This is a genomic window from Mycobacterium simulans (genome assembly GCF_900232995.1).
GTDB lineage: Bacteria > Actinomycetota > Actinomycetes > Mycobacteriales > Mycobacteriaceae > Mycobacterium > Mycobacterium simulans.
Genome location: NZ_OCVX01000005.1, coordinates 156,617 through 176,778, shown reverse-complemented (window position 1 = coordinate 176,778; position 20,162 = coordinate 156,617). Strand labels below are relative to the sequence as shown.

General features: G+C 63.8%; 16 protein-coding genes and 1 pseudogene. 14 read left to right on the top strand and 3 right to left on the bottom strand.

Features of this window, described 5'->3' with window-relative positions; translation table 11 throughout:
* Positions 1-42: 42 nt before the first annotated feature.
* Entirely contained in the window at positions 43-372 is a 330-nt protein-coding gene (locus MSIMFI_RS19470; RefSeq protein ID WP_186242516.1) for a PE-PGRS family protein, read from the bottom strand.
* A 77-nt stretch (positions 373-449) separates the two neighbouring features.
* Between MSIMFI_RS19470 and MSIMFI_RS19465 the strand changes: the two genes are divergently transcribed.
* From MSIMFI_RS19465 to MSIMFI_RS19455, 3 genes are read left to right on the top strand one after another with little or no spacing between them, the layout of a single operon-like run.
* Positions 450-1,217: an SDR family oxidoreductase gene (locus tag MSIMFI_RS19465; protein ID WP_191499085.1), complete on the top strand. Its 768-nt coding sequence runs from the start codon at positions 450-452 to the stop codon at positions 1,215-1,217.
* Complete coding sequence (locus tag MSIMFI_RS19460; RefSeq protein WP_191498749.1) at positions 1,214-2,398, top strand: acyl-CoA dehydrogenase family protein; 1,185 nt, start codon at positions 1,214-1,216, stop codon at positions 2,396-2,398. Before MSIMFI_RS19465 ends, MSIMFI_RS19460 begins: the two co-directional genes overlap by 4 nt.
* Complete coding sequence (locus MSIMFI_RS19455) at positions 2,395-3,492, top strand: acyl-CoA dehydrogenase family protein (RefSeq protein ID WP_191498748.1); 1,098 nt, start codon at positions 2,395-2,397, stop codon at positions 3,490-3,492. Before MSIMFI_RS19460 ends, MSIMFI_RS19455 begins: the two co-directional genes overlap by 4 nt.
* A 68-nt stretch (positions 3,493-3,560) precedes the next feature.
* Here the strand turns inward: MSIMFI_RS19455 and MSIMFI_RS19450 are convergent, their stop codons facing one another.
* Complete coding sequence (locus tag MSIMFI_RS19450; RefSeq protein WP_191498747.1) at positions 3,561-4,298, bottom strand: dienelactone hydrolase family protein; 738 nt, start codon at positions 4,296-4,298, stop codon at positions 3,561-3,563.
* Between the two features lie 265 nt (positions 4,299-4,563).
* Between MSIMFI_RS19450 and MSIMFI_RS19445 the strand changes: the two genes are divergently transcribed.
* The 4 genes from MSIMFI_RS19445 to MSIMFI_RS19430 are packed head-to-tail and all read left to right on the top strand — an operon-like array spanning position 4,564 to position 8,208.
* Entirely contained in the window at positions 4,564-5,364 is an 801-nt protein-coding gene (locus MSIMFI_RS19445; protein ID WP_191498746.1) for a thymidylate synthase, read from the top strand.
* A complete protein-coding gene (locus MSIMFI_RS19440; protein ID WP_191498745.1) occupies positions 5,361-5,846 on the top strand; it encodes a dihydrofolate reductase in 486 nt (161 codons plus the stop codon). Before MSIMFI_RS19445 ends, MSIMFI_RS19440 begins: the two co-directional genes overlap by 4 nt.
* Positions 5,843-7,057 carry a winged helix-turn-helix domain-containing protein gene (locus MSIMFI_RS19435; protein ID WP_191498744.1) on the top strand — a complete coding sequence of 405 codons (1,215 nt, stop codon included), beginning with the start codon at positions 5,843-5,845 and terminating at the stop codon, positions 7,055-7,057. The genes MSIMFI_RS19440 and MSIMFI_RS19435 overlap by 4 nt, the downstream gene beginning before the upstream one ends.
* Positions 7,057-8,208, top strand: a complete 1,152-nt coding sequence (locus MSIMFI_RS19430; RefSeq protein WP_224770339.1) for a restriction endonuclease subunit S — start codon at positions 7,057-7,059, stop codon at positions 8,206-8,208. The genes MSIMFI_RS19435 and MSIMFI_RS19430 overlap by 1 nt, the downstream gene beginning before the upstream one ends.
* Positions 8,209-8,476: 268 nt before the next feature.
* On the opposite strand, the gene MSIMFI_RS19420 is transcribed toward MSIMFI_RS19430, so the two are convergent.
* Positions 8,477-9,907, bottom strand: a complete 1,431-nt coding sequence (locus MSIMFI_RS19420) for a Fis family transcriptional regulator (protein ID WP_191498743.1) — start codon at positions 9,905-9,907, stop codon at positions 8,477-8,479.
* 176 nt (positions 9,908-10,083) lie between these two features.
* Between MSIMFI_RS19420 and MSIMFI_RS19415 the strand changes: the two genes are divergently transcribed.
* The 7 genes and pseudogenes from MSIMFI_RS19415 to MSIMFI_RS19390 all read left to right on the top strand — a co-directional run bounded on the left by MSIMFI_RS19415 (position 10,084) and on the right by MSIMFI_RS19390 (position 19,967).
* Positions 10,084-11,955, top strand: a complete 1,872-nt coding sequence (locus tag MSIMFI_RS19415; RefSeq protein ID WP_191498742.1) for a hypothetical protein — start codon at positions 10,084-10,086, stop codon at positions 11,953-11,955.
* 14 nt (positions 11,956-11,969) lie between these two features.
* Entirely contained in the window at positions 11,970-13,589 is a 1,620-nt protein-coding gene (locus MSIMFI_RS19410) for a class I SAM-dependent DNA methyltransferase (protein WP_191498741.1), read from the top strand.
* On the top strand, positions 13,586-14,749 hold the full coding sequence (locus MSIMFI_RS19405) for a restriction endonuclease subunit S (protein ID WP_191498740.1): 1,164 nt from the start codon (positions 13,586-13,588) through the stop codon (positions 14,747-14,749). The genes MSIMFI_RS19410 and MSIMFI_RS19405 overlap by 4 nt, the downstream gene beginning before the upstream one ends.
* A gap of 17 nt (positions 14,750-14,766) precedes the next feature.
* Positions 14,767-15,582: pseudogene (locus MSIMFI_RS19400) on the top strand (PDDEXK nuclease domain-containing protein); the annotation flags it as partial.
* Positions 15,583-15,701: 119 nt separating this feature from the next.
* Entirely contained in the window at positions 15,702-15,881 is a 180-nt protein-coding gene (locus MSIMFI_RS29015; protein WP_263597426.1) for a hypothetical protein, read from the top strand.
* Complete coding sequence (locus tag MSIMFI_RS19395) at positions 15,878-19,087, top strand: type I restriction endonuclease subunit R (protein WP_191498739.1); 3,210 nt, start codon at positions 15,878-15,880, stop codon at positions 19,085-19,087. The genes MSIMFI_RS29015 and MSIMFI_RS19395 overlap by 4 nt, the downstream gene beginning before the upstream one ends.
* Positions 19,080-19,967: a hypothetical protein gene (locus MSIMFI_RS19390; protein WP_191498738.1), complete on the top strand. Its 888-nt coding sequence runs from the start codon at positions 19,080-19,082 to the stop codon at positions 19,965-19,967. The genes MSIMFI_RS19395 and MSIMFI_RS19390 overlap by 8 nt, the downstream gene beginning before the upstream one ends.
* Positions 19,968-20,162: the final 195 nt, after the last annotated feature.

The window sequence follows — 20,162 nt, the reverse complement described above, 5'->3', positions numbered from 1 at the left end:
GCGGTTGTCGCGCCCGGCGATGAGGAGAAGAGCTATGCCGGATTAGCCGTGGCCGCCGCCGCAGCCAACGCCCGGGATACAGCCCGCGCCTCCTGGCTCACCGTTCGGGCCCCAGAACTGTCCGCCGCTGCCGCAGCCGACGCCGGGGATGCAACCTTGCCCGCCCGGACCGCCGTTAGGGCCGCCGTTGACGCCGCCGGAGCCGCAGTTGCCGTTGGCGTCGCAGCCGCCTCCGCCAGGTTCATTTGCGGGGAAGAAGTGCGTAATCGTGGTGGTGTTAGTTCCCGGGCCAGCCGCAATGACATCAGCTGCGGCTGTGGGTGCCGCAGCGATCGCTGTAGCGATAGCCCCGGCCACCACTAATGGTTTCATGAGGTTTAATTTCGCTAACATTCTTTTCGCATACCACGTCTAAACATGTGCCAAACATGGCACAGGAATCGGGCGCTATGACCTCACTGGATCTGACGGGGCGCGCCGCGATAATCACCGGCGCTTCAAGGGGAATCGGGTTGGCGATTGGCCAACGCCTGGCCGATGCGGGTGCGAACGTCGTGCTGACCGCCCGTAAGCAGGAGGCGGCCGATGCGGCCGCGGCGCAGGTAGGGGGCCGGGCCGTGGGCGTGGGCGCACACGCGGTCGACGAGGACGCCGCGCGGCGCTGCGTTGATCTCGCGCTCGAGCGGTTTGGCAGGGTGGACATTCTGGTCAACAACGCGGGCACTAACCCGGCGTATGGGCCGCTGATCGACCAGGACCACGCCCGTTTCGCCAAGATCTTCGACGTCAACCTCTGGGCCCCGTTGCTGTGGACGTCGTTAGTCGTCAAGTCATGGATGGGTGAGCACGGCGGTGCGATCGTCAACACCGCCTCCGTCGGCGGCATGCACCAATCACCTGCCATGGGCATGTACAACGCCACAAAGGCGGCTCTGATCCACGTCACCAAGCAACTCGCGCTGGAACTCTCACCGCGCATCCGGGTGAATGCGGTCTGCCCCGGCGTGGTGCGAACCAGGCTCGCCGAGGCGCTGTGGAAGGACCACGAGGATCCGTTAGGGAAGTCGATAGCCCTCGGAAGGATCGGTGAGCCGGCCGATGTGGCGGGCGCGGGCGCCTTTCTGGTTTTGGGTGCGGCGGGCTGGGTTACCGGGGGGACGATGGGCATCGACGGGGGCCTGTTGCTTGGCCCCGCGCAGGGCTTCCAGACCCGATGAGTACCGAAGCGGACCTGCAGACCAGGGTGCGGATGCTGCTCGAAGAGCACGATCCGGCCACCACCGACCCGAAGGACTTCCTGGGCGCGCGGTTCGACGCGGGCCTTGCCTGGGTGCACTTTCCGCGGGGTAACGGCGGGCTCGAGCTGCCGCACACCTACCAGGCGCAGGTCGATGCCCAGCTGGCTGCAGCGGGCGCGCCCCCGGCGGGCGGCGGCAGAAACATCATCGGAATCGGCATGGCGGCGCCGACGATCGCCGCGTTCGGAACCGACGAGCAGAAGCGAAAGTTCCTGCGCCCGTTGTTTACTGGCGAGCATCTGTACTGCCAGTTGTTCAGTGAACCGGGCGCGGGGTCCGACCTGGCCGCCGCGGCGACCCGGGCCGTTCGCGACGGTGACGACTGGATTGTCAACGGCCAGAAGGTGTGGACCTCGATGGCGCAGCACGCGCAAATGGCGATCCTCGTCGCGCGCACCGACCCCGACGTCCCAAAACACGCTGGCCTGACGTACTTCCTGTGTGACATGAGGCAGCCGGGTATCGACATCCGGCCGCTGCGCCAGATCACCGGCGAGGCGGAGTTCAACGAGGTGTTCCTAACCGATGTCCGGATCCCCGACGCCAACCGGCTCGGCGGCGAGGGCGGCGGTTGGCGGGTTGCGACCACCACGCTCAACAACGAGCGTGTCGCCATCGGCGCGCGAACCGGATTCCCCCGCGAGGCCGGCCATATCGGCAGGGTCACCGAAGCCTGGCGCGCCGATCCGGCGCTGCGCAATCCGGCGATGCACGACGAGATGATGCGGCTGTGGGTCGAGGCTGAAGTGCTGCGGCTCAGCGGTGAGCGATTGCGGCAGCGGGCCGCCAGCGGTCAGCCCGGACCCGAAGGCGCGGGTATGAAGGTGGCCTTTGCCCATCTGGCACAACAGGTTTCGGGGTTCGAGCTCGAATTGCACCCCGAAACCGGTTTGCACTATGACGACTGGACCCTGCGCCGACCCGAAACCGTCGACCTGATAGGTCGCGAGCCGGGCTATCGCTACCTGCGCGCCCGCGGCAACTCGATCGAGGGTGGTACCTCGGAGATCCTTCGTAACACCATCTCCGAGCGGATCTTGGGTTTGCCCGGCGAACACCGCGTCGACAAGATCGTGGCCTGGAAAGACTTGCCGCGGTGAGCGTCGCAAACCTGCTGTACTCCGACACCGAGGAGGCGTTGCGAGAAAGTCTTCGGCATTTGTTCACCGACCGGTGTCCCCAGGAATCGATTGCGAAGGCGTATGACTCAGCACCGCAAGACTTTTCAGGTGTATGGCGCACACTTGCCGCCGAGCTGGGGGTAGCAGGGCTCTTGGTTCCGGAGTCGCTCGGCGGGGCCGGCGCTACTGCCCGGGAGGCGGCCGTCGTCATGGAGGAGATCGGTCGAGCCGTCGCGCCGGTGCCATACCTGTCTAGCGCCGTGCTCGCCACGGTTGCGCTGCTGCGTGCCGGCGAAACGGAAACCCTGCCGGCGTTGGCCGCCGGTGCGGCTACCGCGGCGCTGGTTTTGCCGCTCTCCACGGCACCAGGTGATGCGGTATTCGGGGTAGCCAATGGCGCGGACGGTCTGACCGGGGTGGTCACTAGTGTCGCTGGGGCCGCCGAGGCCGACGTGTTGGTGGTGCCGGTTGCGGGCGCGGATGGGCTTGAGCTGCATACGATTCCGCGCGACGCGGCCGGTGTCCATGTGTCGCCATTGTTGGCACTTGATATGACGAGGCCCCTTGCCGACGTGCGATTCTCGGGCGTGGCGTCGACGCGCGTCGGCGCGGGTGACGCGGCGGTGGCGGATGCGCTACAGATCGGCGCGGCGCTGCTGGCCTCCGAGCAACTCGGACTGGCGCAGTGGTGTTTCGACACCACGCTGGATTACGCCAAGCAGCGCAAGCAGGTTGGCCGTGCCATTGGTTCGTATCAGGCGATCAAGCACCGGCTCGCCGATCTGTGGATTGAAGTCAATTCGGCGACTGCCGCCGCGCGGTATGCCGCCGACACCTGTGCCCGCAGCGATGCGGACGCGGCGGTGGCCGCGGCCATCGCCCAGGCGTACTGCAGCGGTGTGGCCGTGCACGCTGCGGAGGAATGCGTACAACTGCATGGGGGCATCGGGATGACCTGGGAGTATCCCGCGCACCTGTACCTGAAGCGGGCCAAGAGTGACCAGTTGGCCCTCGGTACCGCCTACCGGCACCGGAGCCGGTTAGCCCAGCTGGTCGACCTGCCGGTCTCCTAGTGGCGAGCAGACACAGAATCGCACGACTCGCCGCGATCTAGTGCGATTCTGTGTCTGCTCGCGGGGGGCTAGGCGAGCGCCGCGTTGAAAGTTTCCGTAAGCGCGGCCCAATGCCGCTTATCGGCTGCTTCGTCGTATGGCGGGTTGTCGGGGACCGCGAACCCGTGGGCCGCCTGGTACCACTCGATGCGGTGGTCGACGCCCGCCGCGGTCAGGGCCTTTTCCAGCTGCTCGGCGTGGTCGGCGGTGAACGACGGGTCGTTCTCGGCACCGCCGATGTACACCTTGGCGCTGATCCGGTCGGCCAGCAGGTGCGGGCTGTCCGGGTTGTCGGTCACCAGGCCGCCGCCGTGGAAGGACGCCGCTGCGGCGACCCGATCCGGAAGGCGGCCGGCCATCAGGACCGATATCCGTCCACCCATGCAATAGCCGCATACGCCGAAGCGTTCGCCGCTGACCTCGGGGCGGCTGGCCAGGTAGTCGAACAATGCAGCGGCGTCGCGGGTGATCCGGTCCGGCGTGACGGTGCCAATCATGAACATGATCCGCGCGCGTTCGTTCGCGTCGCCGAACGCGGTCGCCATGTCGAACGGTGTCCAGTCACCTTCGCGGTAGTACACGTCGGGAAGCAGCACCGTGTAGCCGAACCCGGCGAGCTTGGCCGCCATCTGGTCGAAGGTGTCGCGGACACCACCGGCGTCGGGGAACATGATCACACCGGGCCACGGCCCGGTGCCGTCAGGGGTGAATAGCCGGACGTTGCAGGTGCCGTCGGCGGTGGTGACGTGATCGGTGATTTTCGGCATGGCACCGTTCTACTCCTGCGATCGCCGCGGAATTTTATCGGCGCCGACCCGCCGCGCCCGGCTTCGCCGCGCTCGCGATCGCCGCGGAATTTATCGGCGCCGACCCGCCGCGCCCGGCTTCGCCGCGCTCGCGATCGCCGCGGAATTTATCGGCGCCGACCCGCCGCGCCCGGCTTCGCCGCGCTCGCGATCGCCGCGGAACTTATCGGCGCCGACCCGCCGCGCCCGGCTTCGCCGCGCTCGCGATCGCCGCTAAGCTGGCCGCGTGCCGATCGCCACTCCCTATGAGGATCTGCTGCGTCTGGTACTCAACACGGGCGCGGTGAAATCCGACCGCACTGGCACCGGAACCCGCAGCCTGTTCGGCCGGCAACTGCGTTACGACTTGTCCGCCGGCTTCCCTCTGCTCACCACCAAAAAAGTGCATTTCAAGTCGGTGGTCTACGAGTTGCTGTGGTTCCTGCGCGGCGACTCCAACGTCGGCTGGCTACACGAACATGGAGTCACCATCTGGGACGAATGGGCCAGCGACACAGGCGATCTCGGCCCAATCTATGGCGTGCAATGGCGGTCCTGGCCGACCCCGTCGGGTGAGCATATCGACCAGATCAGCGCGGCGCTCGATTTGCTGCGCACCGAGCCCGATTCCCGGCGGATCATCGTGTCGGCTTGGAACGTCGGAGAGATCCCGCAGATGGCGCTGCCGCCGTGTCACGCCTTCTTCCAGTTCTATGTCGCCGCCGGTCGGCTCAGCTGCCAGCTCTACCAGCGCAGCGCCGACCTGTTTCTCGGCGTGCCGTTCAATATCGCCAGCTATGCGTTGCTCACGCACATGATGGCCGCACAGTCCGGCCTGGACGTCGGCGAATTCATTTGGACTGGCGGCGACTGTCACATCTACGACAACCACGTCGATCAGGTTCGGCTGCAGCTCACGCGCGAACCGAGGCCGTATCCGGAACTCGTTCTGGCCCCTAGGGATTCGATCTTCGACTACACGTACGACGACATCGTCGTCAACAACTACCACCCGCATCCGGCGATCAAAGCGCCCGTAGCCGTATGACGACCTTGGGCCTGATCTGGGCTCAGTCGACGTCCGGTGTCATTGGCCGCGCGGGCGGTATCCCGTGGCAGCTGCCCGAGGATTTGGCGCACTTCAGACAGGTCACTATGGGCCACACGGTGGTGATGGGCCGACTGACCTGGGAATCTTTGCCGGCGAGGTTTCGGCCGCTGCCCGGCCGCCGAAATGTCGTACTGACCCGTCAGACTGACTTCATGGCTGACGGAGCAGAGGTAGTCGGTTCACTCGAAGATGCCCTGACCGAGCCCGAGACGTGGGTCGTTGGCGGGGCGCAGATCTATCGGCTGGCACTGCCGCAAGCCACCCGATGTGAAGTCACGGAGATCGACATCGACCTTCCGCAGGTTGACGACGACGCCCTCGCGCCCGTGCTCGACGAGACCTGGCGGCGCGAGACGGGGGAGTGGCTCGTCGCCCGCTCCGGGCTGCGGTACCGGTTTCACAGCTATCGGCGGCGATGAGCACCTTGACCGCCGCGCAGGCCCGTCGGGTGGCGATCGCGGCACAAGGTTTCGCCGAGCCCAAACCGGCCGGCACGATCACCCGTGCCCATCTCAAGCGGCTGATCTCGCGCATCCAGGTGCTGCAGCTGGATTCGGTGTCGGTGGCGGTGCGTGCCCACTATGCGCCGGTGTTCAGCCGGCTCGGGCCATATGACCGCGACGTGCTGGACCGGGCCGCGTGGGGCTCGTCAAGGACGCGGCTGTTGGTCGAGTACTGGGCGCACGAGGCCGCGTTGATGGCCGTGGACGACTGGCCACTTCTGCGCTGGCGGATGCGCCAGTACCGGCACGGCCGCTGGGGCACCCAGATCGTCAAGGCCAACCCGCAGCTGGCCGACGATATCGTCGCCGCCGTCACCGAACTCGGGGCCAGTACCGCCGGGCAGATCGAGGCCCATCTGGAGGCCGAGCCCCGTGGCGCTAAGGGTCCCTGGTGGGGGCGCAGTGACACCAAGTGGGTCGCCGAGGCGTTGTTCGCATCCGGGGTGCTCACCACCGCCACCCGGGTCGGCTTCGCACGCCACTACGACCTGGTGGAAAGGGTGCTGCCGCCAGCCGTGCTGGCCCGGCAGGTCGACGACGACGAAGCCGTCCGCGAGCTCACACTGCGGGCGGCCACCGCGCTGGGTGTGGGCACCGAGGCCGACATCCGCGACTACTTTCGGTTGTCGGCCCAGCAGATCAAACCGGCTATCGCCGACCTCGTTGCCGCGGGTGAGATTGAGAAGGTGAGCGTCGAGGGCTGGTCGGCCCCGGCCTATCTGCGGGCAGGCCGGACGGTGCCACGGCTGGATCGCGGCACCGCGTTGTTGTGTCCGTTTGACCCGTTGATCTTCTTCCGGCCCCGGGTAGAGCGGCTGTTCGGCTTTCACTACCGCATCGAGATCTACACCCCCGCAAAAAAGCGACAGTACGGCTATTACGTGTGGCCGCTGCTGCTGGACGGACAGCTGGTGGCGAGGGTGGATCTCAAGGCCGACCGTGCCGCGAACACGCTGCACGTGGTGGGCGCGTTCGGCGAGTCCGATGCACCGGGTGCCCGGGTCGCCGACGCTCTTACAGCAGAGCTGGAGTCGATGGCGTCATGGTTGGGGCTGGGCGGGATCACCGTGTCCAGCCGAGGTGATCTGGCCGTGGAGTTGCGAACGGCCACCAAGCGGGCCGGCTGATGGCCAGCGCGGTGAAAGTGCGTTTGGGTGACCACGTCGACTTTTCCTGTGGAAGCACTCCGCGAGTGCGAGGGCCCCACGGTCGCTATCCCATCTATGGCGCCAACGGGGCAATCGGGTATGCGGCCGAACGCAATGCGCAGGGCCCGTTGATAGTCGTGGGTCGGGTTGGTTCGTATTGCGGTAGCGTGCGCTATTGCGATTCGGATGCGTGGGTCACCGACAATGCGCTGGTTTGCCGGGCCAAATACCCCGAGGAAACACGATATTGGTATTACGCGCTGCAGAGCTGCGGACTTAATCGATATCGCGCCGGGTCGGGACAGCCTCTGCTGAGTCAGAGCATCCTTCGAAATGTTGTGGTCCTGGCTGCCGCCGCACCTGACCGCCGTCGAATTGGCGCAATTCTCGGTGCTTTAGACGACAAGATAGCGACTAACGACCGCGTTATCGCGGCCGCCGAGAAGCTGATGGTTGCGATAGTCGAGCAAGTCAGTGACTATGCGACCTTGTCGAGCTTGGCGAGGAGGTCAACCGCATATCTTTCTCCGCCGAAATTCGACGGCAGAGTCGCTCACTACAGCTTTCCGGCGTTCGATGACGGCACCCAGCCAAGCCATGTTGACGGTCGAACAATCAAGAGCGCCAAGTTCCTTTTGTCGGAGCCGTGTGTACTATTCCCGAAGTTGAATCCGAGAATCCCACGAGTCTGGAATATTACGTGCCTGCCGTCGGAAATGGCCTTGGCCAGTACGGAATTCGTAGTACTGAGGCCACTTGGCGTTGATACTTCCGCTTTGTGGTCAGCGCTACGACAACCCGATGTCTTGGCAACTATCCATCAGCGGGTTGCTGGCGTGACAGGAAGCCGCCAACGAATCCAACCCCACGAACTCCTGCAGACCCGAGTGCGAGATGTGCGGCGGTTGGCTACCGGGCCGGCGCGCGCAATCGCGAGCCTAGGTGCGTTGTGTCATGGGCGACGAACCGAATCCGCACAGTTGTCGGCGCGTCGCGATGCACTTCTTCCGCTGTTGATGTACGGGCATGTCCACGCGGCAGATGATCTACCCGAAAAACGAGACCCCTCTACCATGAGCCTCAATATCAAGAGCGAACGCACAGTCGCGCTGATCGTGCGCCGAGGCTAGGCGCGCTGCGGCGGAAGTGACTCTGCGAGAACTCCACAGGCTTCTCGCCGACGACGACAAGCACGCGATTCTGCAGAACGAAGTCTACGTCTACAAGACAACGTTTTGCCGCGGTGATCGTCGCCACGTCGGCTATCGTCGGCCGGCTGGTGGATCGTTTGCTGGACGATTACGGAATCCAGATCGAAGTCTTCGACGCCGACCGGTCCGCGTTGTTTTCAGCCAGGCCGATATTCGAGCTGCGCGCACGTGGATCGCTCGTCAGCGCCTATGCGACTGCGTTGGGCACTGGACCTTCAGTCGAACCGGGCTCCGTGTCAGGGTTCGCGTCGGTCAAGGCGGCCAGTGCGTCGTTGAGCAACCGCTGGATTCCGGAATTGATTCCGGTGCAGGAATTTTCGACCTTCATGGCGCTCTTCTGAATCGACCCGGCGGTCTTCTTCACCTCGTCCAAGCGAGTGAGCTGCGCGATGGCCTCGGTGATTTTCTCCTCCGCCGTAGCGATCTGGTGCGCACCTTTTCGTGTCGCCGCCGCGAGCGCGACCGTCCGCAGAAGCATGACGACGGTGCGCACCAGCTCGGGATCATCTGACCCGGGGTCGAACGCGAGCACGATGCGTCGAGCGCCGAGCGTGCGGATGGACTGGCCGCCGTTCTGCTCGCTCGTCCGTACGACGCCGAGCGCAGCCACGGCAAGGCGGTTGCGCTCGGCTTCGTCGAAGTACTCGGCCCAGCCGGCGCGCGCCGAGTCAGTCATCTCGATCACCACGCGGGCGGCGTCGCCGTCCACATGCAAGACGCCGTCGCCCTTCTTCGACCGGGCCACCGATCCGACGATCGCGCGGGTATCGGTGTACTCGTCGCCGAGGCCGACGGCAATCGCCGAGAGCACGGTGTTGATCTGGTTCTCGAAGGTGTCGCCTTTGATCGGCGTGACTTTGGCGAGGCTGGCTTTGGCGTCCTGAACCTTCAGGGTGGTCAGCAGCTCGTCGACCTTCTTGACTACGTCGGCGTGGTTTTTGTCGATCAGCTCGGTCAGCTTCTCTTGCCGTGCCCCGAGATCCGCAGCATGTTTCGCCATCGGTGAGGTGGGGTCAGTGGGGTCGAATTGCTTGGCTGCCTTGGTCAACAGATCGCTGGTTCCGGCCTTCACCTTGGCGTCGAGGTCGGTGGCGAACTTGTCGAGCACGGGCTGCAGGCGGTCCAGCAGCTCCGGGCGTTCGCCGCCGAACATGCGGCGCACCTCGGCGTTGAGGTCATTCTTGGCCGCCGCGACCGATTCGGTGAATTCCTTTCGGCTGGTGGCATCGGCCTCGGTGATTGCCTTCCTGGCCTCGTTGGCGGCTTTTGCCATGATTTCGGATGCCGACTTAACCGCACGTTCGGTGACCTCGGCTGCCTTGGCAGTCGAATCCGCCGCCTTCTCGCCGACGTCCTTCAGCATCTGCTCCACCATTCGTGATTCCTGGGCCTGGCCAGTCACAGACAGCGCATGCGCGCCGATCTTGACCGCTTCGGCGACGAACTCCGAAAGATCGGCAGCCTTGAGCGTGTCGGGATCCTCGACGATCGGGCCTCGCGCACCGGTTGTCCAGCGTTGCGCCTCACGCGCAACGTCCTTGTCCCGCACGGTAAGTCCTTCGATCACGACCGCGGTCGTCGTCTCGTCGAAATATGCCTGTCGCTGCGGGTGGTTCACGGCTACTCCTCGATTTCTCGCCACCGCCGAGTGCGGTATTGCGCCGCAGACAGGATCCGCAGGTCTGTAGATCGAATGCAACTGGAATACTGATAAGCCGGCTTATCAGAGATGTCATTGAATGATGACCGAGAAGGGTCTACATTCGATCCGATGCCGAGAGGAGCGCCGCGCCCGTGAACACGCTGACGTTGCAGGACGTCGCCGACCTTGCAAAGGTACGCCGGCCTGTGGTCAGCATGTGGCGAAAGAGGCCAATCGTTCGCGGCGTGTCGATTCCGTTCCCGGAACCAGTGGAGGTCATCGACGGTGTCGCGAGGTTCGCACGCGATGAGGTCGTCGACTGGCTGACGCGCACGAGCCGCGGCAACAACTCCGAACACAGCTATGACGCACCCGCGGTTGCTGCGCCCCACGGCGCGGAGCTGGAAGACGTGGTGACGCTGCTGTGCTGGCATGTCGTCACCGGAGAAGAACTCGGGGGCACGTCGTTGGCTCACCGGGTGCGACGGGCGGAGCGTTTCGACCCCGATGATGTTTCGCTGCTGCGTGAGATCCGCGGGTTACGGGCATCGGACGCGGTGCTCAGCTACATCGACGATCTGGTGGAGGCGTCGTTCGGCCCGCCCGACGCGTTGGCGCGCTTGGAGCAAGGACGTCTGAAGCGGGTGCTAGGTGCGCGTGAGCTCACACCGGCCGCCGTGGAGTCGCTCGGCTGGATCGTTGGGGCGGCGGCCACGCACCTCGACCACGAGCCGGTCATTATGCGGGCGGACGACTCACCGGTTTCGCTTGATATAGCCGCGGCATGCGACCTTGAGATCGTGTCGAACAACCGCGCCCTTCGGCGCAGGGCGATGATCCGCGGGATCGCCGTCAACGAGGCAACCGCGCGGTCTAGCATCTCGGTGTCATCCGTTATCGGCTTGGAGATTGCAGACGCGCTCGACCGTGCTGACGAAGGAGTCGTCGCGTTGAGCGAAGGCGACGTGACGGGGTTATTCGGTCCCGCCGCCGCGCTGACCGATGAGCTTGCGGGAACTCTGCAGCAACGTCGCGCACGGACATTGCGGGTTGGCAATTTGGTTGCCGCACTCCGACTTCCGCGTGGATTGTGGCGAGAGGCGCACCGGCAGAGCCTCGCGGCGTGGATATGCCTGGGAGGTGCCAATGCTCAGCGGCCCTGGGTTGCCGACCTGGGCGCCGTCGAGAATCTTGAGCGCAGCGATATTGCGGCTGACATCGCAGGGGCATTGGCGCAGACTGACGATCGCGCCTTCCGGTACGCTCGCCGCGTCGAGCTGGGCAACGTGCTGGCCGCGGGTTCGGTAGTACCGCGCGGGGTGCGCGCGCCAAGACTGCGCGAAGCGGACCCGACCGCACACCTGGATCGCGTGCACGCCGCAACGCTGACGACGACATCACCGTTGGAGCCGCTGGACGTGTTGGTGGAACCTTCGCCAGGGCGATTCCGGCTGTTGCACCAGTCCCTCGGCGAGCTTCACGAACGCAAGCACGTCGCCGTCAAGCGTGGCAGCAGAATCAATTTCGCTGACGCCTCGCCCGACGGGACGGTTCCGGTGTTACCCGCCGAAATTGCCGGAGCGATCGCCCTCGACGCGTTCGACGCGGCGCGCAAGTATCCGCGCGCGGCCCGCACCGACCCCGGCGACGTGATCTTCATCGAGAAGCCGCGCCCGCGGGCGTGGGTTGACCCGGTTGGCGGCGCCATGGTCGCGTCGCCCGCACGAATCATCCGCTTGCGCGAATCGGCCGAGATCGGACCGGTGGTGCTCGCCACGGTGATCAACGAAATGGCCTCAGCGGGAAGCGAATGGAAAACGTGGAGCATTCCGGCGATGCGCCGTGACGAGGCGGCACGGCTCGAAGAGGCGCTTAAGCGGGTTGACGAGTTCGAACGCGAAGCGCGCCGGCGGGCCGACGCCGCGCGAAATCTCAAGACCGCCCTGATCGAGGGGGTCGCCGCCGGCGCCCTCACCCTTGATGCCCAACCCACCACACCCGGCGTTGCCGCGGCCCAGAGATAGGAAGGAACTGTCGAATGCCTCCCAGGAACAAGGAGCCGCAAGCGCCGTCGACCATGAAACAGCTCAAGGACACGCTCTGGAAGGCCGCCGACAAGCTGCGCGGGTCTCTCTCGGCCAGCCAATACAAGGACGTGATCTTGGGGCTGGTGTTCCTCAAATACGTGTCGGACGCGTATGACGAACGGCGAGAAGCTATTCGAACCGAACTGGCCGCCGATGGGATGGACGAGTCTCAGATCGAGGACCTGATCGACGAGCCTGAAGAGTACCAGGGCTACGGGGTGTTCGTGGTACCCCCGAACGCGCGCTGGAAGTTCCTGGCGGAGAACGCGAAAGGCAAACCGGCGGTTGGCGACGAGCTTGCGAAGAACGTCGGGCAGTTGATCGACGAGGCAATGGACGCGGTGATGAAGGCCAACCCCACGCTGGGCGGAACGCTGCCACGCTTGTACAACAAGGACAACATCGATCAGCGCCGGCTCGGTGAACTGATCGACCTCTTCAACAGTGCACGATTTAGCCGCCAAGGTGAGCATCGCGCCCGTGACCTGATGGGAGAGGTGTACGAATACTTTCTCGGGAATTTCGCTCGCGCGGAAGGTAAGCGCGGTGGAGAGTTCTTCACGCCGCCCAGCGTGGTCAAGGTGATCGTGGAGATGCTCGAGCCGTCGCGGGGACGGGTGTACGACCCGTGCTGTGGCTCCGGCGGCATGTTCGTGCAGACCGAGAAGTTCATCTACGAACACGACGGCGACCCGAAGGACATCTCGATCTACGGCCAGGAGAGCATCGAGGAGACCTGGCGGATGGCGAAGATGAACCTCGCCATTCATGGGATCGACAACAAGGGCCTGGGCGCGCGGTGGGGTGACACCTTCGCTCGCGACCAGCATGCGGACGTGCAGATGGATTATGTGATGGCCAATCCGCCGTTCAACATCAAGCACTGGTCGCGAAATGAGGAAGACCCGCGCTGGCGCTTCGGCGTCCCGCCCGCCAACAACGCGAACTACGCGTGGATCCAACACATCCTGTCCAAGCTGGGTCCGGGCGGCAAGGCGGGCGTGGTGATGGCCAACGGTTCAATGTCGTCGAACTCCAACGGCGAGGGCGACATTCGGGCGCAGATTGTCGAAGCGGATTTGGTGTCATGCATGGTCGCGCTGCCGACGCAGCTATTCCGTAGCACCGGAATCCCGGTGTGTCTATGGTTTTTCGCCAAAGACAAGACGCCCGGTAAACAGGGTTCGACCGACCGGGCCGGCCAGGTGCTGTTCATCGACGCACGGGAGCTGGGCTACATGGTGGACCGCGCGGAGCGCGCGCTGACGAACGAGGAAATCGTCCGGATCGGCGACACCTATCACGCTTGGCGGGGATCGGCGTCTGCGGCGGCGAAAGGCCTTACCTACGAGGATATTCCGGGCTTCTGCAATTCGAGCACTTTAGCGGAGATCAAAGCTGCTGACTATGCGCTGACGCCGGGTCGGTATGTGGGTGCACCAGAGGCTGAGGACGACGGCGAGCCTGTCGACGAGAAGATTGCGCGGCTGACGAAAGAGCTGTTAACAGCGTTCGACGAGTCGGCACGGTTGGAGAAGGTGGTCCGAGAGCAACTGGAGCGGTTGTCATGAAAACCGATTCGTTAATTCTCGGCGAATCGCTCGAGCTATTGATCGACAATCGTGGAAAGAACCCGCCATTCAGCCCGGCGGGCGTCCCGGTCGTCTCCGGTATGTCGGTTCGGGCGGGTCGTCTCGATCTAACCGCTGCTAATACCGCCTCGATCGACACCTGGAAGGAGTGGATGCCCAGGCCGACCGAACCGAACGACGTAGTCCTGACGAGTGAGGCGCCGCTGGGTCGTGTTGCGTTGGTTCGGACCGACGAACCAATCGTCATTGGGCAGCGCGTCTTCTGCATGCGCGGTCTTGCAGGAAAGCTTGACAGTCGGTACCTCTACTACGCCTTCCAGACAGACCATGTCCAGGCTGACCTGGCATCACGGGCTACCGGGACAACTGTGCTCGGAATCCGTCAACCGGAACTGCGCAAAGTGCGGATTCCTGCGCCCTCGTTTGAGGAACAACGGGCGATCGCAGAAGTGTTGGGCGTCATCGATGACAAGATCGTCGCGAACGAACGTGTTGTCGAGGCAGCAGTGGCACTAATGTTCGCGACTGTCAACTCGGTTACCGCGTTCGCACCGCTGTCCATTCTGGCGAGTCAATCGACCACGTCGCGTTATCCTGAGCAGTTCGGGGATTCCGTTGCGCATTTTAGTCTTCCGGCGTTCGATGCCGGCGCTGTGCCTGAGATCGTTCATGGCAAAACCATCAAGAGCAATAAATTTGCTCTGTCAGAACCGTGTGTATTGTTCTCCAAGTTGAATCCGCGAATACCTCGTATTTGGAACGTTTGCGAACTCCCCATGGAGATGCCGCTAGCAAGTACGGAGTTCGTCGTCCTCACGTCCGTCGCCGTGGACGCATCATTGCTGTGGGCTGCGTTGTCTCAGCCCGAAATCTCAGAAGAGTTGCGGCAGAAGGTCGCTGGTACATCTGGCAGCCATCAACGGATAAGGCCCCATGACTTGCTTGGCATCCAAGTGCGGGACGTACGCGAACTGAGCCCTGACCTGACTGGGTTGGTCGCCGGTCTCGGGCAGGTGTGCCATGAGCGGCGGAAAGAGTCGCGAGTGCTCGCGCGCACTCGCGATGAACTCCTCCCGCTCTTGATGTCCGGTAGGGTCCGGGTCAAGGACGCCGAGGCCGCGGTGAGCGAGGTGCTGTGAGCACTGCGGAGAGCGCGATGACCGAGCGCGACGAGCGGCCGACGTGGGCCGGCGCAGACGCCCGATTCCCGGTGCCGCCCACCCGGGCCACCATCCCGGACTGGTACCCCGAACTGCTCGACGCTGTTGCCGCGTGCGTCCGAACCGGACGCCAACGCGCGGTATCGGCGGCCAACCAGGAACTCGTCAGCACAACCTGGGCCGTGGCTGCGGAGATCCTCGCCCGTCAACACACCGAAGGCTGGGGAGCCCGGGTCATCGATCGGCTGGCCGCCGACCCGCGTGAACGGTTCCTGGGCACCTCGGGGTTCTCACCGCGCAACCTCGAGTACATGAGAGCCTTCGCCGCTGCGCGGGCGGACAAAGTGCAAGCGCCGCTTGCACAATTGCCCTGGCGCCATCACATCGCGCTGCTGGAGAAGCTAAACAGTGCCGACCTACGACTTTGGTATGCCCAGGCCGCCGTCGAGCAGGGATGGAGCCATAACGTCCTCGTCCACCACATCGAGGGACGGTTCCACGAACGGGCCGGCCGCGCGATCACAAACTTCACCCGCACCATCCCCCCGCCGGACTCCCATCTGGTCCAGCAATCCGCCCGCGATCCCTACCTGTTCGACTTCGTCGGCACCGCCGACTTCCGACGCGAGCGCGACCTCGAACGCGCGCTGATCGACCGCGTCGAACGATTCCTGCTCGAACTCGGGCGAGGGTTCGCCTTCGTGGGAAAGCAGGTTCACCTCGAAATCGGAGACGCCGACTTCTACACCGAGCTCCTCTTCTACCACCTGAATCTGCGCTGCTTCGTCGTAATCGAATTGAAGGTCGGCGATTTCGATCCCAGCTATCTGGGACAACTCGGTACTTACATGGCCGCGGTGGACGACCTGCTGCTCGGCATGCCGACGACAAGCCAACCATCGGGCTGCTGTTGTGCAAAACGAAGAACAATGTGGTGGCCGAGTACGCCCTTCGCGGCTATACCGCGCCGATCGGTGTCGCCGAGTGGAAGACCGCCATCACCGAGAGCCTGCCTGCCGAACTCGAATCCAGCCTGCCGACGGTCGAAGAACTCGAAGCCGAGCTGACTGACGAGCCCGAAACCCTCATGCACCAAGGGGAAGACCAATGACCGGATTCCGCGAAGCTGACTGGGAACAACTCGCGCTGGACACACTCGGCGAACGCGAATGGCAAAAACTCACGGGAAAACAGATTGCGCCGGGCGCTGAGGGTGGCCGCCAGTCGTGGGACGACACAGTCTTGCCCGAACGCATGCTTGCCAAGATGCGCGAACTGAATCCCGATGTGCCGGCCGAATACCTCGACCAGGCCCGCGCCGCGATCATCCAACCGCTGTCACAGGACGCGATCGCCGAGAACTACCGGCTACACAAGATCCTCGTAGATGGATATCGCGGCATCAGCTACATCGACGCCGACGGCATCGAGCAGAACCCAACCATCAGGCTGGCCAGCCACCGGCCCGAGGACAACGAATTCCTTGCAGTGCAACAAGTTACAATTCGCACCGCGGATCATCAGCGGCGCTTCGACGTCGTGCTGTACCTCAACGGCATGCCCGTCGGCATCTTCGAACTCAAGCAGGCCGGCTCAGCGCACGCGGACATCGCAGCCGCGCACGCGCAATTGCAGACCTATCTGCGAGAGTTCCCGATGGCGTTTCGTTTCGCCGTCCTGACGGTCATCAGCGACGGTATTACCGCTCGATACGGGACGCCGTTCACTCCGCTGGAGCACTTCGCGCCTTGGAACGTCGACGACGACGGCCGTGTGGTGAACATTGGTGAGCCGGTTGCCGACGAGAACGTTCCGATTGCTCTCGAGACTCTCATCGACGGGCTGTTTAACACCGAGCGGTTCCTGCAACTGCTACGTAACTTCACGGCGTTCGACGAAGACGGCGATGGGCTGGTCAAGCGAATCGCCAAGCCTCATCAATACTTTGCGGTCACCAAAGCCGTATGGAAGACGGTGGAAGCCGCCGAGAGCAACGGCAAGGCCGGCGTCGTGTGGCACACGCAAGGCTCCGGCAAGTCGATGGAGATGGAGCTTTACGCGCACCTGGTCGCCAAACAGCCCAAGCTGAAAAACCCGACCATCGTCGTCATCACCGACCGCAAGGAGCTCGACTCCCAGCTGTTTGAGACCTTCAACCGCTCACGGCTGCTCGACGAATCACCGCAGAAGATGACCAAGCGCTCGCAGCTGCGTGACGAACTGTCCAACCGAACTACCGGTGGCATCTACTTCACCACCCTGCAGAAGTTCCGTCTTACCAAGGAGGAGCGCGAATCCGGAGCGGACCACCCGTTGCTCACCGAGCGGCGCAACATCATTGTGATCGTCGACGAGGCACACCGCAGTCATTACGACGATCTTGACGGCTACGCCCGCCACATCCGCGACGCCCTGCCGAACGCCGTGTTCATCGCGTTTACCGGCACGCCAATCTCGTTCTCCGACCGTAACACTCGTGACGTGTTCGGCCCCGACATCGACGTCTACGATCTCACCCGCGCCGTCGCTGACAACGCCACCGTACCAGTGTATTTCGAACCTCGACTGGCCAAAGTCGGCTGGTCCGAGGACTTCAGCGAAGGAGACCTCGACCATGCGGTCGACGAGGCAACCCTCGGGCTCGACGACGTGGAGCGCGCCCAGATCGAAAAATCGGTCGCAGTCATCAACGCCATCTACGGCGCACCCGAGCGGCTGGCGGCGCTGGCCGAGGACATAGTCAACCATTGGGCAGCGCGATCCGAGGGGATGCGCAAGTTCATCTCCTCTCCGGGAAAGGCGTTCATCGTCGGTGCCACCCGTCAGATCTGCGCGCAGCTGTATGAGGAGATCCGCAAGCTGCGACCAGACTGGCACGGCGACACCATCGACAAAGGCGTGATCAAGGTCGTCTACTCCGGTTCCCCACAGGACCCTGGGAACATCGCCAAACATGTGCGCCGCGAAAGCGAGAACAAGGTGATACAGAAGCGGCTGCGTGACGCTGAGGACGAGCTGCAGATCGTGATCGTCAAGGACATGATGCTCACGGGCTTTGACGCGCCGCCGCTGCACACGCTCTACCTCGACCGCCCCCTCAAGGGCGCGCTGCTGATGCAGACACTGGCGCGGGTCAACCGGACGTTCCGAGGCAAGCCGTCTGGGCTGCTGGTCGCGTACGCGCCGTTGGCGGAGAACCTGGCCGCGGCACTCGCCGAATACACTGAGACCGACCGCAACACTAAGCCCGTCGGCAAGGACATCGACACGGCGGTCAAGCTGACGACAGATCTTGTCGGCCAGCTCGACGAGCTGTGCGCGGGATATGACTGGAGATCGAAAGCCAATGAGCCGCAACATGGATGGATGAGGGCGGCAATCGGCCTCACCGCGCACTTGCGGTCACCATCCAACCCAGGAAACCAGGTTCCCGACGGGGAGCCAACCGTCGGGGACCGGTTCCGCAAGCTGGCCAATCACCTGGCCCGCGCGTGGTCGCTGTGTGACGGAAACGAAGCCCTGGAGTCCCGGCGGCCGACAATCAAGTTCTACGAACAGGTCCGGGTGTGGATGGGCAAGTTCGACGCCGAGCAGCGGCGGGCCGAGGGCAAACCGATCCCGGACGAGATCAAACGGCTGTTGTCTAGTCTCGTCGCGGAATCGACCGCGTCGGGCGAAATCCTCGACATCTACCAGGCAGCGGGCTTGCCGAAACCGTCGCTGTCCGACCTTGGCCCCGACTTTGAAGCCAAGGCCAAGGCTGCCGCGCACCCGCATCTGGCGATCGAGGCGCTGCGCGCGGTGCTGACCCAGGAACTCGGAGGGGCCACGAAGAACAACGTGGTGCGGCAGCGAGCATTCTCCGACCGGATCACCGACCTGATGCGCCGCTATACGAATCAGCAGCTCACCTCCGCCGAGGTGATCGCTGAGCTTATCGCAATGGCTAAAGATGTCGCGGCTGAAGGTAATCGGGGTAAGCGCTTCACTCCGGCCCTGTCGCGTGACGAGCTGGCGTTCTACGACGCTGTGGCACAAAATGAGTCTGCCGTCGAGCTTCAGGGTGAGGACGTGCTCGCCCAGATCGCACGCGAACTGGTCGGTGTGATGCAGCGCGACACCAAGACCGACTGGACGGTGCGCGACGACGTACGTGCGAAGCTTCGGTCTTCGATCAAGCGCCTACTGGTGAAGTACAGATACCCTCCGGACAAACAGCCTGAAGCGATCAAGTTGGTTATCGAGCAGATGGAGGCATTGGCACCGCAGTACGCCGAGCGAGCACGCCGCATCGGGAAGGGGGAAGACGATGATTGATCGGCTATTTCGCGCATTCGAGACCGTACAGGAGAAGTACCTACGCGATCCCCAGTTTGCCGATGCCGAGGCCCGTTACCGGCATGTCAGTTGGCTGCGGATGGAGCGGGAGCGGACCGCCGGCGACATCTGGGACGAGGCAGACGACCTGGCCCCCAACGGTATCCACGGCGCCGAAGCAGTAAATGCCGCAATGGATGCGCATGCCCGCGCCGAAGATATCGTGATCGAACGCGAGATCGTTGGCCGCTTACCCCGCAGGCTCGTGCATGAGCTGCGTAACGGCTGGGCCTATCGCGAATCGGAGTTCACCGAGCCGCACGACCCCGCGCGCATCGACACCGGAGAGATGAGCACAATCCACTGGTATGACCGCGCCGATGCTGCCCATGTAGCCGTCGCACCCGTCCGCGATCCCGTCGAGTACGCCGGTTCTCATCCGATCGAGGACGTCGCGTTGGCACCGAATGTGCCTTGGACGAACGCCGACAAGAAGGCGGCGATGGAAAAGGCGATCGACATCTTCGGCTTGGAACCAGGGCAGTGGATCGAACTCGACTGGCCTCCATCCGGGCGCCTCTGGGACCCTGGCTACGTTTACACGACCGAATTCGAGCGATGTGAGGCGCACGCCGAGGTCGACGATGACAGCGCCTGCGATGACTGTGCGGAATGCCAAGTCTCGGTGCGCGATGTTGTTGAGCGGATGGCGCAATGGAAGTGGACCACTGCGTTGCGGATCAATGAAATCGCATTCGACGGGGAGGGTAAGGAGAGCGATGCAGAGATCTACAGCGACAACGCATTTGAAGTTGGTATTATCCAACAAGATCCGCGCAAGGTAGTGATCGGACCGCCGGGCGAAGGCCTGAATTGGTGAATGTCCTTCGAGCTGTGAAAGCCCAGCGCAGCCATACCGTGACGCAATACTCCAGATCGGGCATCTCTCTCATCAACAAATGCCGTCGACCGGCGGTTCTCGCAGCGCGGTTGGCAATCCAATTCGATGGGGACGTAGCTGTGTTCGCGTTCGTCCGCGCCCATCGAGCGCAAAAGCGGTGCCGCAACGTTAATT

Coding starts and splice junctions, on each gene's coding strand:
- MSIMFI_RS19470 (WP_186242516.1), bottom strand. CDS start 372: ATGAAACCATTAGTGGTGGCCGGGGCTATCGCTACAGCGATCGCTGCG.
- MSIMFI_RS19465 (WP_191499085.1), top strand. CDS start 450: ATGACCTCACTGGATCTGACGGGGCGCGCCGCGATAATCACCGGCGCT.
- MSIMFI_RS19460 (WP_191498749.1), top strand. CDS start 1,214: ATGAGTACCGAAGCGGACCTGCAGACCAGGGTGCGGATGCTGCTCGAA.
- MSIMFI_RS19450 (WP_191498747.1), bottom strand. CDS start 4,298: ATGCCGAAAATCACCGATCACGTCACCACCGCCGACGGCACCTGCAAC.
- MSIMFI_RS19440 (WP_191498745.1), top strand. CDS start 5,361: ATGACGACCTTGGGCCTGATCTGGGCTCAGTCGACGTCCGGTGTCATT.
- MSIMFI_RS19435 (WP_191498744.1), top strand. CDS start 5,843: ATGAGCACCTTGACCGCCGCGCAGGCCCGTCGGGTGGCGATCGCGGCA.
- MSIMFI_RS19430 (WP_224770339.1), top strand. CDS start 7,057: ATGGCCAGCGCGGTGAAAGTGCGTTTGGGTGACCACGTCGACTTTTCC.
- MSIMFI_RS19410 (WP_191498741.1), top strand. CDS start 11,970: ATGCCTCCCAGGAACAAGGAGCCGCAAGCGCCGTCGACCATGAAACAG.
- MSIMFI_RS19405 (WP_191498740.1), top strand. CDS start 13,586: ATGAAAACCGATTCGTTAATTCTCGGCGAATCGCTCGAGCTATTGATC.
- MSIMFI_RS19395 (WP_191498739.1), top strand. CDS start 15,878: ATGACCGGATTCCGCGAAGCTGACTGGGAACAACTCGCGCTGGACACA.
- MSIMFI_RS19390 (WP_191498738.1), top strand. CDS start 19,080: ATGATTGATCGGCTATTTCGCGCATTCGAGACCGTACAGGAGAAGTAC.